The sequence below is a fragment of the Flammeovirga agarivorans genome (assembly GCF_012641475.1).
Taxonomy (GTDB): Bacteria; Bacteroidota; Bacteroidia; order Cytophagales; family Flammeovirgaceae; genus Flammeovirga; species Flammeovirga agarivorans.
Genome location: NZ_JABAIL010000005.1, coordinates 444,385 through 458,075 on the forward strand (window position 1 = coordinate 444,385; position 13,691 = coordinate 458,075).

General features: G+C 34.4%; 12 protein-coding genes. 4 read left to right on the top strand and 8 right to left on the bottom strand.

Features of this window, described 5'->3' with window-relative positions:
* Window positions 1-28: 28 nt before the first annotated feature.
* Window positions 29-2,071 carry a BatA domain-containing protein gene (locus tag HGP29_RS17960; RefSeq protein WP_168883810.1) on the bottom strand — a complete coding sequence of 681 codons (2,043 nt, stop codon included), beginning with the start codon at window positions 2,069-2,071 and terminating at the stop codon, window positions 29-31.
* Between the two features lie 233 nt (window positions 2,072-2,304).
* Here HGP29_RS17960 and HGP29_RS17965 point away from each other — a divergent pair, with 233 nt between their 5' ends.
* Window positions 2,305-2,907: an OmpH family outer membrane protein gene (locus HGP29_RS17965; protein ID WP_168883811.1), complete on the top strand. Its 603-nt coding sequence runs from the start codon at window positions 2,305-2,307 to the stop codon at window positions 2,905-2,907.
* A gap of 128 nt (window positions 2,908-3,035) precedes the next feature.
* The gene (locus HGP29_RS17970) at window positions 3,036-3,572 is read left to right on the top strand and encodes a hypothetical protein (protein ID WP_168883812.1); all 537 of its coding nucleotides are present in this window, start codon (window positions 3,036-3,038) and stop codon (window positions 3,570-3,572) included.
* Between the two features lie 204 nt (window positions 3,573-3,776).
* Here the strand turns inward: HGP29_RS17970 and uvrA are convergent, their stop codons facing one another.
* A complete protein-coding gene (gene uvrA / locus HGP29_RS17975; RefSeq protein WP_168883813.1) occupies window positions 3,777-6,632 on the bottom strand; it encodes an excinuclease ABC subunit UvrA in 2,856 nt (951 codons plus the stop codon).
* A 121-nt stretch (window positions 6,633-6,753) separates the two neighbouring features.
* Window positions 6,754-7,209, bottom strand: coding sequence for a GNAT family N-acetyltransferase (locus HGP29_RS17980; protein ID WP_168883814.1), 456 nt, complete (start codon window positions 7,207-7,209; stop codon window positions 6,754-6,756).
* A 223-nt stretch (window positions 7,210-7,432) separates the two neighbouring features.
* Here HGP29_RS17980 and pruA point away from each other — a divergent pair, with 223 nt between their 5' ends.
* Window positions 7,433-9,067, top strand: coding sequence for an L-glutamate gamma-semialdehyde dehydrogenase (gene pruA, locus HGP29_RS17985; protein WP_168883815.1), 1,635 nt, complete (start codon window positions 7,433-7,435; stop codon window positions 9,065-9,067).
* An 85-nt stretch (window positions 9,068-9,152) separates the two neighbouring features.
* Here the strand turns inward: pruA and HGP29_RS17990 are convergent, their stop codons facing one another.
* From HGP29_RS17990 to pxpA, 3 genes are read right to left on the bottom strand one after another with little or no spacing between them, the layout of a single operon-like run.
* Window positions 9,153-9,980, bottom strand: coding sequence for a 5-oxoprolinase subunit C family protein (locus HGP29_RS17990; protein ID WP_211093326.1), 828 nt, complete (start codon window positions 9,978-9,980; stop codon window positions 9,153-9,155).
* 30 nt (window positions 9,981-10,010) lie between these two features.
* Complete coding sequence (pxpB, locus tag HGP29_RS17995) at window positions 10,011-10,673, bottom strand: 5-oxoprolinase subunit PxpB (protein WP_168883817.1); 663 nt, start codon at window positions 10,671-10,673, stop codon at window positions 10,011-10,013.
* Window positions 10,663-11,418, bottom strand: coding sequence for a 5-oxoprolinase subunit PxpA (gene pxpA, locus HGP29_RS18000; protein ID WP_168883818.1), 756 nt, complete (start codon window positions 11,416-11,418; stop codon window positions 10,663-10,665). Before pxpA ends, pxpB begins: the two co-directional genes overlap by 11 nt.
* Window positions 11,419-11,696: 278 nt before the next feature.
* Here pxpA and HGP29_RS18005 point away from each other — a divergent pair, with 278 nt between their 5' ends.
* Window positions 11,697-12,161, top strand: coding sequence for a hypothetical protein (locus HGP29_RS18005; protein WP_168883819.1), 465 nt, complete (start codon window positions 11,697-11,699; stop codon window positions 12,159-12,161).
* A 73-nt stretch (window positions 12,162-12,234) separates the two neighbouring features.
* On the opposite strand, the gene HGP29_RS18010 is transcribed toward HGP29_RS18005, so the two are convergent.
* Both HGP29_RS18010 and HGP29_RS18015 read right to left on the bottom strand, forming a co-directional pair.
* Window positions 12,235-12,948: a Bax inhibitor-1/YccA family protein gene (locus HGP29_RS18010; protein WP_168883820.1), complete on the bottom strand. Its 714-nt coding sequence runs from the start codon at window positions 12,946-12,948 to the stop codon at window positions 12,235-12,237.
* Window positions 12,949-13,001: 53 nt separating this feature from the next.
* On the bottom strand, window positions 13,002-13,688 hold the full coding sequence (locus HGP29_RS18015; RefSeq protein ID WP_168883821.1) for a YggS family pyridoxal phosphate-dependent enzyme: 687 nt from the start codon (window positions 13,686-13,688) through the stop codon (window positions 13,002-13,004).
* Window positions 13,689-13,691 lie beyond the last annotated feature (3 nt).

The window sequence follows — 13,691 nt, forward strand, 5'->3', positions numbered from 1 at the left end:
GCTCTTTTTGTTTTGTTGATGGTCTATTTTAAGTTTTCCAGAATCTTAGTAGTGCCATTTCAATCATCAAAAATAATAAAGCAGCAATAAGGAAGTATCTCCATAATGGTTGTGCAATATTATCTTCAGTGAAAATCTGCTTAAAGCTATCCGCCTTTATATTGTTGTAAATTTTGATATTCTTGAATTGCCCTAATTTATCTTTCAATTCTGAATCAGAATAAGAAGCTAATTGAGATTCTTGTGATGAATAATTGAAAGCGATATATCCAACAAATGAACTGTTATCTGCTGAGACCACCTCGTAGCATCCAGCTTCCATATCATCATTCGGAAGTTTTAAAGTAAGTACATCGGCATTTACCTTTTGAGTAGGTATTATTTCTAAGTCTCCCTTCTTTAACTTGTAAATACTCCCTTTTTGAAGGTTATCAAATCGGATACGTAAGCTCTTCTCTCCAAAATTATAAGATAACTGATCAGACTGAGTCTTACTGAGGATAGCCATTCTATACATTACCGGTACGAATAGTGCATGACGGCCAAAGTTACTATATGTTGGATCAAGAGGTGTCGAAGCAAAATAATTGCTTTGTAGGGCACTCTCCTGAATTGAAAGAAAACTTTGACTGTTTTTATAGGATAATAGTGTTCTCACTCCTCTTCCTTTCCATTGAAATATAGGGACACCTTCAGGCATGCTCATATTTCGTACTCTTTTTTCGAATACATTTGAAAAGAATGGATCTTTTTCCGGAGGAGTAACTGTGCCTATAAACTGGGGCCCTTCTTTTAATTTACTTTTATTGATTAGCGTACCAAATGCTTTAGTATAGCTATCTATGTCCATATTTAAAGATGGGAAGACGGCTATGTTAGTACCATTTCGTATTGCATTCATAATTACTTCTTGTAATGACTCATGAATCACTTGGACATCATCTAACACTAATAAATCTGCTCCATTTGTAGCTGAATAGTCAATGGAGTTTGATTTAAATGTAGTCGCATTTAAAAACGATTCGCTTTTAAATACGGTAGAAAGATAATTTCTAGGATTGTCCGAGATGATTGCAATATTGATATTCGGTGATACATTAAGTACAAAATGATGTTCGTTGTCAAAATCTACAGGGTAATCAGAAATATTTACCCTACATCTTTTTGTTCCAGCATCACTAATAGCAAAGGCCATTTCAACAATCTGAGTATCGCCTCTTTTTAAATTGATGGTGGTATTAGAAGACTGAACATCCTCTACAAATAGAGTTACTTCTCGGTCTTTTACATCTTCGAGTCCTAAATTAGATATTTGTACAAAGAGTTTATTGTTCTCTTTCTCTTTAATAAAAGGTTTGTCTAACCATACAGAATCAATTCTTAAATTCTCTACTTTATCAGCCATCAATGGTATAAGATGGTAAGTTGTAGAAGAATCAAAGTTGATGTTTTCTAAAGTTCCTACTGTAGATTTTTGAAAATCTGAGATCCAAAATACTTGTTTCCCAACAATCATTTTTTCTCTGATAAAGGCATCCTGCTCAATTTGGTCTACATCACTTAGACTTCTGGTGAAGTTGGAATAAGATAATCCTATGATTTCTTCTTCAGATCGTTCTTGGTTCATAAAGTACCTAGAACTACCAGTAAACCGATTATCAAGTACTTGGTACGAATAGCCGACAGGAAAAACTGTAGGTATTTTACGCCCAATATCTTTTGCAGCATCAAATAGAGTTTTTCCGTTTCTCTCACTTTGCATACTGTAAGAATTGTCGATGTAGATACTGGCTTTACCGGAATCATTTTTTAATAAAGTATTACCATTTTCTTTAGGTAGGTATGGACGGGCAAATGCGATGATAGCTAAAAGTATAAATAACATACGAGCTAACATCACTAAGATCTTTTTTAAACGATCTTGTGCATTGGACATTTCCTTTACGGTATGTAGAAAGGCTACATTTGTAAACTTAATCTCAGAGGACCTTTGGAAATTAAAAAGATGTATTATCAGAGGCACTGCAACAAGTGGTAGTGCATATAAAAACATTGGGTTGACGAAGTTCATAGAGTAATCTAGAGGTTGCTACGTTTTTACCTATCTAAGTTCAACAATTTTATTAAAAAGATACTAGTAAGATACAATGAAAGAATAGGACTTTTTACACTTTCGATGATTTAATTATATTTGCAGCGGTGAAATTTCATGTTTGAAGATATTTGAGAACTTTTTGATGGATATATCTTCAATTGTCGAGTTCATCAAAAATGGATTCATATAAATAAACGGTAATAAATAAAGTGAAAAAATTATTATTAGCTGTTGGTTTAATTGCGACTATGTTTGCTTGCCAACAACCACAACAACAAGCAGCTCCAGCTTCTGGTTCAACAACTAAAATCGCTTACATCAACAACGATACTTTATCAGTTTACTATAAGTTCGGTGAGGATAGCTACAAAGAATTCCAGGCTAAAGTTGAAAAGTCTCAAAAGCAATTGCAATCAAGAGCAATGAAATTGCAAAAAGAAGCTGAAAGCTTCGAAAAAAGAGCTAGAGCTGGTTTAATGTCACAAAATGACATTCGTAAGAAGCAAGAATCTTTAGCGATCAAGCAACAAGAGATTCAAATTGCTCAACAATCACAAGCACAAGGTTTAGCCGCTGAGGAGCAAGCTATTCAAGCAGAGGTTAGAAAAAGAGTAAAAGAATTTTTAGATCAATATTCTGCAGATAAAAACTATAGTATTGTTCTTGGTTATAGCGATGGTGTTACGTCAACAGTAATTTGGTCAACTCCAAATGTTGAAGACATCACTCAAGATGTAATCGACGGTTTGAACAAAATCTACGAGGAAGAGTTAACTTCTCAATCATCTGAAGAAAAAGGATCTTCGAAGTAATTTTACTTCATTAAGATATTAGAAGTCCACAATACGATTGATGTGTTGTGGATTTTTTTTTGTTTCACGAACTTTGGGCCATCAATAAATAAGAGAGTAATCAATTACTTTCTTTAAAAATTATACTTATGAGTGATAAAAAAGCGACTTTCTTTGAAGGGTTTAAGGACCCTTTTGATATGATCAACAAACTTCGAATTGTATTTTACGGTATGGCAAGTATTTCTGTACCTTTTGCATTGGTTTGGTATCTACAAAATAAAGAAGCAGGAAATATTGACCCTTTTTTACCAGCTTTTGGTAATACTGTAATAGGCGGGGTAACTGCAGTTATATTATTAGTAGCGATTGCTGTTTATTCAAAATATAACAAGCAACTAAAAGAAATTAGAAAAGAGCCTTCATTACCGTATCGTTTGAGTTTATTGTTAAGAGCTCAGTTTTATAAATTTATACCATTAGCCATTTCACCAATTGTAGTAGCAATATTATATAGATTGACATTGGAGCCGCTTTTATTTGGTGTTTATATTCTATCTATGGTTTTATTTGCAATGAGTAACCCGTCAGTGCATAACGTTATATCTGACTTAAGATTGAATAAAAATGATAAAGAAGTGATGTTAAATAACATTCCTTTTGATCAAACAGATATGAAGTTATAGGGTAAAATTATAACAAAGTAAAAAAGGTCTGTCAATTATTAATATTGACAGACCTTTTTCTTTAGTAGGAATGATAATTGAATTGGTTGGTATTTCAAAAGTAGAGCAAATATTTTAATAATGCAAATAAATGCTAGCAAAATCCAATAAATCAATAGTATATTTGCCAATTCAGTAAAAAAAACGAATAATCATTCATTTATCTTATGAATTTTTCATTTCATCTTTAAGAAATTTGGCAGTATAACTTTTTTTACTTTTTACTACTTGTTCTGGAGTACCTTCCACTACAATCGTACCACCACTTTTGCCACCTTCAGGTCCAAGATCGATGATATGATCAGCCACTTTGATAACATCTAAGTTGTGTTCAATAACAAGGACAGTATTGCCTTTATCTACTAACTTATGAAGTACATTCAATAGGTGTTGTATATCTTCAAAATGTAAACCTGTTGTTGGTTCATCAAGAATATAGAAAGTTTTACCTGTGTCCTTTTTAGACAGCTCAGTAGCAAGTTTTACTCTTTGTGCTTCACCACCAGATAACGTAGTTGCATGTTGTCCTAAAGTGATATATCCAAGACCTACCTGCTCTAGAGCAGTGAGCTTTCTTAAAATTTTAGGGTGCGCAGCAAAGAATTCCATGCCTTGTGATACCGTCATGTTGAGAACATCAGAAATAGACTTTCCTTTGTATCTAATTTCTAGTGTTTCTCTATTGTAGCGTTTTCCTTTACAGTCTTCGCAATCTACATATACATCAGGAAGGAAATCCATCTCAATGAGTTTCTTACCACCACCTTGGCAAGTTTCACAACGACCACCTTTAACGTTAAAGGAGAACCTACCAGGCTTATAGCCTCTTATCTTAGATTCAGGCAAGTTGGTAAACAAGGCTCTGATCTCTGTAAACATATCAGTATATGTGGCAGGGTTGGACCTAGGTGTTCTACCAATTGGAGATTGATCTACTTCAATCACCTTATCGACAAATTCTAAACCGGTAATCTCTTTATATTCTTTAGGAGCCTTTTTAGATTTATATATTTTCTGATTTAAAATTGGATATAAAGTATCATGAATTAAGGTTGATTTACCAGATCCGGAAACTCCTGTTACCACTATCATCTTACCCAATGGGAAGTCTACAGAAACATTTTTAAGGTTGTTACCATTGGCCCCTTTGAGAGATATAGTATTACCATTTCCTGCTCTTCTTTCTTTTGGAACTTCAATATTAAGTTTTTCACTTAGGAAATCGGCAGTTGTTGATTTTTGTTTTAAAAACTGTTTTGGTGTACCTGCAGCAACTACATTTCCACCGTACATTCCGGCTCTTGGTCCGATATCGAGAATATAATCAGATGCTAACATCATGTCTTTGTCGTGTTCAACAACAATGACAGAGTTCCCTAAGTCTCTTAAATCTTGAAGAGCTTTTATTAATTTTACATTGTCTCTTTGATGTAATCCAATACTAGGTTCATCAAGAATATATAAAACACCCACGAGTTGAGTGCCAATTTGTGTTGCTAACCTGATACGTTGGGCTTCCCCTCCTGATAACGTCTTTAATGAACGATTTAATGTAAGATAATCTAGTCCTACATCAATCAGGAAGCCAGTTCTTTTGCGTAATTCTTTTAGGATTTCACTACCAATCGTTTTTTGTCTTTCAGTCAGTTGATCGTCTACATTACTGATCCATTCTCCGAATGAATTAATATCCATTTCGGCTAATTCTGCAATATTTTTATCTGCAATTTTGAAATGTAGCGACTCTTTTCTTAGACGAGCACCGTTACAAGAAGGGCATTTTTTGATGATAGTAAATTCTTCAGCCCAGTTCTTTACTTTTTCAGAGCTACTTTTTGCATGTCTTTTTAAGAAGGGAATAACACCTTCAAACTGCGTAATCCATGCTTTATCGTACTTAGAATCTTTTGCACTTAGTACTTCAATTTCTTCATCTGAACCATGTAGAACGACCTCAATAGCTTCATCGCTTAAATCTTTAATTGGCGTAGAAAGTGAAAAACCTCTTTGTTTGAGGTGCTGCTCTATCATCTTAAAGATATAGATATCACGATATTCACCTAGAGGTACAATACCTCCTGCAGATATACTTTTAGTATCATCTGGAATGACAGCTTCTTTTGTGATTTCTTCAATTTCGCCAAGACCATTACATGTTTTACATGCTCCATAAGGAGAGTTGAAAGAAAACATGTTTGGAGCAGGTTCATCATAAGAGATACCTGATTTCGGGTCCATTAAGAACTTTGAGAAGTATTTTACTTGTTCTTTTTGAGGAGCATCAGGGAAATAGCAAAGGATGATTCCTTTACCCTCTTTCATGGCTGTCTTTACCGATTGAGCAATTCTAAATTTGTCCTTTTCATCTACCTTAACTCGGTCAATAACTACTTCTATATCATGAGTTTTATAGCGGTCTACTTGCATTTTTGGTACAAGATCCTGGATCTCGCCATCAATTCTTACTTTGCTGTAGCCTTGTTTTCTAAGTTGAACAAACAGCTCTCTATAATGTCCTTTACGACCTTTGATAACAGGAGCTAAGATCACCATTTTATGACCGTCAAAATGACTCATTAACCACTCAATGATTTGATCTTCAGTTTGCTTGATCATCTTTTCCCCTGTAACATAAGAAAATGCTTCTGCTGTTCTTGCATAGAGAAGACGTAAGAAATCGTAGATCTCAGTGGTAGTTCCTACTGTAGATCTAGGGTTTCTAGAAGTGGTTTTCTGTTCAATAGAAATAACAGGACTTAGACCTTCAATTTTATCAACATCAGGACGTTCCATATTTCCAATAAAAGAACGGGCATAGGCAGAGAAACTTTCCATGTACCTTCTTTGTCCTTCGGCATAAATGGTATCAAAGGCCAAGGATGATTTTCCACTACCAGAAACTCCTGTAATTACAACAAGGCTGTTTCTTGGAAACTTTAAATCAAAGTTTTTCAGGTTATTTTCTCTTGCACCATAAATGGCGATTTCTTCTTCTACGTAAGCTTCTGAATGCTGCTTCAAGGTGGTAGGTATGATGATGAAATTACAAATTTATTAAGCTCTTAGAATAGCTTACTTCAAAATAGTAGAAATTGTTTTGTTTGATCAACAATTCTAGGCTTTACTTTAATTTTTTTGAGAATTAGGAGAATTGTTTCTTCATTTTATACTCATCCAACCCTTCTCCAAAACCATCTTTTATTATTTCGTAGGTTTTAAAGCCATATCTATTGAATAACTTTTCCATAAGCTGGGTAGTATTGATATTAATATCTAGCCCTTTACCTTCTGCCAGTATTTTATTTTCAATCTCTTTATAAAAAGTATCTGAAACCGAAAGTAGTTGTGCCGCTCCAATACTTTTACTTTCAAACATAACCCATGGAATACCATGGTGATCTTCTTTGGTATAATAACCGCCGCACCCGATAATACTACCGTTTTCATTTTCAACTACATAGTAATTTTCATCAGTGTAATTGTCAAGAAAGTCAATTAAATACTCTTCATCGTTAGGGTCAAAGTACTTTGGGCAGTTAGAATGAAAAATTTCTATAAGTCTTTCTTTATTAGATGGATGGTAGGTTTTAATCTGCATGGTTGTAATTGATTTCGATTACTAATTCTGGTTCATTATAAAATAAAAAATAGGCACAAGCGAATTTGTATCAATAAAAAATGATAAAACACTTCTTAATATTTTGAGTAAATGATGAATATCACGCTCAAATTCATACATTTGTATCACTTTCAAGTAAACGGTTCCATCACATACGACCGCATACTAAATAAGAATATTCACATATCATAAAAATTACATCATGGCAAAAGGATTTTTCAGCGTACCTAAGGCTGTAAACGAACCTATCAAAAGCTATGCGCCGGGTACTCCTGAGCGTGAAGCACTACAAGCTACAATTAATGAGATGTCAACGCAAAAGATTGACATTCCAATGTACATTGGCTCTGAGGAAGTTCGTACTAACAATTTAGGTACATGTGTATCTCCTCACGATCACCAAAATGTAGTAGGTGAGTATCACAAAGGTGATAAAGACCATGTGACTCAGGCAATCAACGCTGCTTTAGGCGCTAGAGAAGCTTGGGCTGAAATGTCTTGGGAACACCGTGCATCAATTTTCTTAAAGGCTGCTGATTTATTAGCGGGTCCTTACAGAGCAAAAATTAATGCTGCTACAGTAATCGGACAATCTAAAACTGCACATCAAGCAGAGATTGATTCAGCATGTGAATTGATCGACTTCTTAAGATTCAATGTAAAATTCATGACAGAGATCTATCAGGATCAACCTGAATCAGCTCCTGGCATGTGGAATAGATCAGAATACCGTCCTTTAGAAGGATTTATCTTTGCTTTAACTCCTTTCAACTTTACAGCCATTGCAGGTAACTTACCAACAGCTCCAGCAATGATGGGTAATACAATCGTTTGGAAACCTTCACACGATCAAATTTACTCTGCCAATGTATTGATGGAAGTATTTAAAGAAGCAGGTGTACCTGACGGTGTTATCAACTTAGTTTATGTTTCTGGCCCAGACGCTGGTGACGTAATCTTTAATCACCCTGATTTTGCAGGTCTTCACTTTACAGGTTCTACAGGTGTATTCCAAGATCTTTGGGCTACTATCGGTAACAACATTGAGAAGTACAAGACTTACCCGCGTATCGTAGGTGAAACAGGTGGTAAAGACTTTATCTTGGCTCACAAATCTGCTACACCAAAAGGTTTAGCAACAGCGATTACTCGTGGTGCATTTGAATTCCAAGGTCAAAAATGTTCTGCAGCATCTCGTGTATATGTTCCTAATAACATTTGGGATGAAGTAAAAGGATATATCATTGATGATGCTAATGATATCATCAAAAACCATATGGGTACTCCACACGATTTCAAAAACTTCTTCACAGCTGTGATCAACGAAAGATCTTTTGATAAGTGTGCAGGTTATATCGAGAGAGCAAAAGAATCTGACATGTGTGAAATTATCGCAGGTGGTGGATATGACAAGTCGAAAGGTTTCTTCGTAGAGCCAACGATTATCGTTACTAAAGACCCTAACTACGAGTCTATGGTAGAGGAAATCTTTGGACCAATCGTTACAATCTATGTTTACGATGCGGAGTATTTCGATGAGGCAATTTACTTAGTAGATAATACTTCTACTTATGCTCTTACAGGTGCTATTTTCTCACAAGATCGTTATGCGATTGAGTATGCAACGAGAAAATTAGTGAATGCTGCAGGTAACTTCTACATCAATGACAAGCCTACAGGTGCTGTTGTTGGTCAACAACCTTTTGGCGGTTCTAGAGCATCAGGTACAAATGATAAAGCAGGTTCTGCTATTAACTTAATGCGTTGGACAACTCCAAGAACATTAAAAGAAACATTTGTTCCTCCAACAGATTACAAGTATCCATTTATGGGATAATTAAATAAACAATAATTAAAAGTTAGGAATAGCCTTTAGTTATTTATTAGAAGGAGTAGAGTCTTTATCGATTCTACTCCTTTTTTTATAATTGAAATTTTACAATTGAACCTACAGGCATTTGAGCTAATTGATCACATGCCCTTGCAGATAAATTTAATGCTCTGATGTATCCGCCAGAAGTGGGTGCATCAGACATCATTATTATTGGTGTGCCTGAGCTTGTGATTTGTACAGTACCCTTTACCATTCCAGAAGAAATTATTTCTTTTTGTTGTCCTAATTCAATTTCGTCTCCCTCTAATCTATATCCAATTCTGTTGATATCTTTAGAAACTGTGAATGAAGTGTTGATAAGTTTTTGTTTTGACGAATCAGGAAGAATATTCCATTCAGGTCCTTGGTAAACTTGTAAAGAAGCTTCTTTATTAAATTTTTGAGGCTTAATTACACTAAAGCTATTCTTTAGTACTTCGTGTTTACTGAGCCTAATAATGTCTCCTTTTTGTAAAGTACGTCCATAAAAGCCACCAAATTGGGCTGGAAGGTAAGTGGAATAGCTTTCATAAACTTTCTCCAATTGTGGTATACCGCTAAAGGCTAGATAACCATAAACACCCTGTTTTGAGAAGCCTATTTCTAAAATATCACCTGTAGTTAAAACAATAATTTTACCTTGAGGGACCGCATATTTATTTAAATTGATACCCATATGTGCTCCAAAAAAGGCTACTGAAAATTCGGTTAGTGCCTTAATTGTACATCCTATTTGACACATTTCTAACACCGGTGCATTCGGTGCATTACCCAGGATTGAATTAGCAATTTGAGCAGAAGATTCATCCATAAAGCCAGAAACAGGAATACCTTGATCTTGGACACCAAATCTACCGCCATCCTGAAATGTAGTCATCAAGCCAGGTTTTATCACTTCAAAACTCATTTATTCCGATTTTAATTGTTGATATGTTGATAAGTCTATGGGTTTGAACTTTACCTGATCACCCATTTGAATTAAAGGAGACTTATTCACAGAAAATATTGAGATGGGTGTCTGACCTATTATCTGCCAACCTCCTGGTGTTGCTTGTGGGTAAATACCTGTTTGTTTATCGGCCAATCCGACTGCTCCAGCTGGAATCTTTAATCTGGGAACTTTTTTTCTTGGAATAAACAGTTGAGGGGCTAAACCTCCTAAATACATAAACCCAGGAGAGAACCCCAACATATAAACCGTATAGGTAGTTGATGTATGATATTGAATAATTTCTTTAATAGATAATCCTAAACTTTGACTCACTTCATTAATATCTATCCCGAGCTGCTCGTCATAGCATACAGGAATTTCCACAATCTTACTTTTGGAATGATGTATCGTAGGGATATCTAGAGAGACTAACAGCTCTTTTAGGGAAGAAAATTGTTGGTGTTTAGAATCAAAAAGTATGGTAATAGAAGTATAAGCAGGGATAATGGATAATACACCTTTTATATTAATCGATAGAAGGTGTTTATACCAACTTTTTACTTGCTGATGAATTTTTAAAGACACTTCGTTTTCGAACTGAATGATCAAAGCACTTTCTCCATATGGTTTAATTTCCATGCTGTATAAATGATTGGATACTTGAAGAGTGTTCTGTTAATTGTTGATGTACATATTTTAGAAGTGCTAAAGCTTCAGGCGTATCTCCATGGAAACAAATGCTATCAACTTTCATATCAATAGATAGTTGATCGATAGTATTGACCTGTTGAAGTGATATCATTTGGTCAATTTGCTCCCAAACTTCAGTGGGTGAATGAATAACAGCTCCATGCTGACTTCTAGCGACTAATTGACCAGCATTAGTATATTTTCTATCAGCAAATCCCTCTTTAATAAAAGTAATGTTATTCTTTAGACATATAGCTTCTAATTCCGAATTGGGCATACCCAAGATAGGAAGCTCTGGATTGATTGCTAAAACTACTTGAGCAATAACTTCTGCAGTGCTTATATCAACCATTGCTTTATTGTATAAAGCACCGTGAGGTTTAATATACTCCACATTTATATTCTGAAGCTTTGCGAGTTCAATAAGCTGTTGAATTTGCTGAGTTAGGGTACTTTTTAATTCAGTAGTAGAAATGTCAATCACTTTTCTACCAAAATTTTCTTTATCTGGATAAGAAGGATGTGCACCAATAGTTACATGATACTTTTTAGCTAGAGCAATTGTAGTTGACATTGAAGCAGTGGTTCCTGCATGTCCGCCGCAAGCAATATTACAAGAAGAGACCAATTGAAGTAGTTCTTCGTCATATGGAAACCCCTCACCTAAATCAGCATTTAAATCTATAAACTTCAAAATTCTTGTTTTTTGGAGGAAAGTTACGCACTCCTGTATTAGTAATCAACCATTAAAAATGATATAAAAACAGTTGTCTATCAATTATTTATATCATTTTATTACGTGTTGAATTCTAATAAGTGAATATTCTATTCTGTTATATTACTAATTAGAGTAAGCTAATTGACTTTTTTTCATTTATTTACATTACATGTGTGTGTTTTGAGTGTTCAGTGTAAAAAAGAATTATTTCGTTAGAAAAGTTGTCTTCGAGATACATGAACGATTCTATTGCTATGAAAAAATATTCTATTACCCACTTATTAGTATTTATTCCCTTATTTATTTTTACTAGTTGTTTTGATCAATTAGCAGATGATGCTGAGGTGTCTTCAAACGTTTCTGAAAATGTAGTGGGGCAGTATCTGATTACCGGATTTCAATATGATGGTGTTGCCGATGTAGATTCTCTTACAACAACAACGTATGGAGATAGCTATATCACATTGACAAGACAGGCAGATAGTTTAGTATCTATTCGTTTGGTTTTAGAAACAGAAGTAATAGATTTTGCATGGAATCTTCAAGAGCAAAAAGTTGAAGATATAGGTCACCAATCATCAGAATATGAATTTTTGGTTGAACCTGGTAAGACTTCATTAAATAATCTCCATTTGTATATTACTGAGGATAGAAAACTGAGAGCGGTATTTGATCCGGCTTTGCAGCCTAACATAAAATCAATTCATGCTGAGATGTAGAAATTGATCATAATAAAAAAGTCACCTACTTTAAAAGCAGGTGACTTTCTTCTAAATAATATTAATAGATGTTCTAGTCTCTACTAGAACCACCAAAAAATCTTAGTAAGAATAAGAAAAGGTTGATGAAGTCTAAGTATAAACTTAAAGCACCAAGAATAACCATTTTCTTAGCCGATTCACCATCTAAGATAGCATGGCTCATTTCTTTTAATTTTTGAGTGTCATATGCAATTAACCCAACGAAGATTAATACACCTACACCAGAAATTAGCCAATATAATGTTGAACTAGCAATAAATATGTTTACAATAGATGTAATGATTAAACCTAAAAGAGCCATCATAAGTAAACTACCCATTGATGAAAGATCTTTTTTAGTGGTCATACCGTAAACGCTCATAGCAACGAATGTACCTGCTGTTACAAAGAAAGTACTGACGATTGCGTTGAGGTCATAAACATAAAATATACTAGATAATGTTGCTCCTGTTAATGCTGAATAAGCAAGGAATAGAATTGTAGCTGTAGCAGAAGACATTCTATTAATGGCTCCACTTAATGCGAATACTAAACCTAATTGGGCAATAATTAATATCCATCTCATGTTGGCTACCATCATCATAGTATCATATGAATTGGCAATAAACATAGATGTTGCAGCAGTAATTGCAAGGCCACCACTCATCCAACCATAAACTTTAGTCATGAATGAGTTTTGTACATTAATCACATCTTTTTCAGAATGTTGATAACGACCGTACGATTGATAGTTTGTCTCTCTCATTTTGATAAACGATAATATTTTGTATGTATTTAAACGTATAAAATCTTTAAATGTTACAATTTGCCATAGTTTCTAGCACCGAAAATAGCACTACCAACACGTACCATTGTACTGCCTTCTTCTACTGCAATTTTGTAATCTCCGCTCATACCCATTGAGATTTCTTGAAGATCAATATTATCTAAATGGTTGAATGTTGCTTTTAAATCGTCAAAAAGAGATTTTAAAGATGCGAACTCTGATTTCACTTGTGATTGATCTGATGTGTTAGTTGCCATACCCATAACACCAACCACTCGTACGTTTTTCATAGATTGAAACTCATCTGAAGATAAGAAATTTTTAACTTCTTCCTTATCAAATCCAAATTTAGTTTCCTCATTAGCAATGTATATCTGTAATAATACATCGATAATACGATCGTTTTGTTCTGCTCTTTTTTGAACTTCTTTTAGTAACCTTGGGCTATCAATAGAATGAATCAAAGAGATAAAAGGGGCAATATATTTTACCTTATTTCTCTGTAAATGACCAATCATATGCCATTGAATATCCTTTGGTAGAACTTCATTTTTGTCAACCAGTTCTTGTACTTTATTTTCACCAAAGATACGTTGTCCTGCATCATAAGCTTCCTGTAACATTTCGACAGGTTTCGTTTTACTTACTGCAACAAGTTTACAAGGAGTACCTTCTAATTCTTGGTTGAATTTTTTAAGATTTTCTGAAATGGATGACATGTA

Excerpts from the sequence above, each read along its gene's own strand:
- HGP29_RS17960 (WP_168883810.1), bottom strand. The coding sequence starts at position 2,071 with ATGAACTTCGTCAACCCAATGTTTTTATATGCACTACCACTTGTTGCA.
- HGP29_RS17970 (WP_168883812.1), top strand. The coding sequence starts at position 3,036 with ATGAGTGATAAAAAAGCGACTTTCTTTGAAGGGTTTAAGGACCCTTTT.
- HGP29_RS17980 (WP_168883814.1), bottom strand. The coding sequence starts at position 7,209 with ATGCAGATTAAAACCTACCATCCATCTAATAAAGAAAGACTTATAGAA.
- pruA (WP_168883815.1), top strand. The coding sequence starts at position 7,433 with ATGGCAAAAGGATTTTTCAGCGTACCTAAGGCTGTAAACGAACCTATC.
- HGP29_RS17990 (WP_211093326.1), bottom strand. The coding sequence starts at position 9,980 with ATGACTACATTTCAGGATGGCGGTAGATTTGGTGTCCAAGATCAAGGT.
- pxpB (WP_168883817.1), bottom strand. The coding sequence starts at position 10,673 with ATGGAAATTAAACCATATGGAGAAAGTGCTTTGATCATTCAGTTCGAA.
- HGP29_RS18005 (WP_168883819.1), top strand. The coding sequence starts at position 11,697 with ATGAAAAAATATTCTATTACCCACTTATTAGTATTTATTCCCTTATTT.
- HGP29_RS18010 (WP_168883820.1), bottom strand. The coding sequence starts at position 12,948 with ATGAGAGAGACAAACTATCAATCGTACGGTCGTTATCAACATTCTGAA.
- HGP29_RS18015 (WP_168883821.1), bottom strand. The coding sequence starts at position 13,688 with ATGTCATCCATTTCAGAAAATCTTAAAAAATTCAACCAAGAATTAGAA.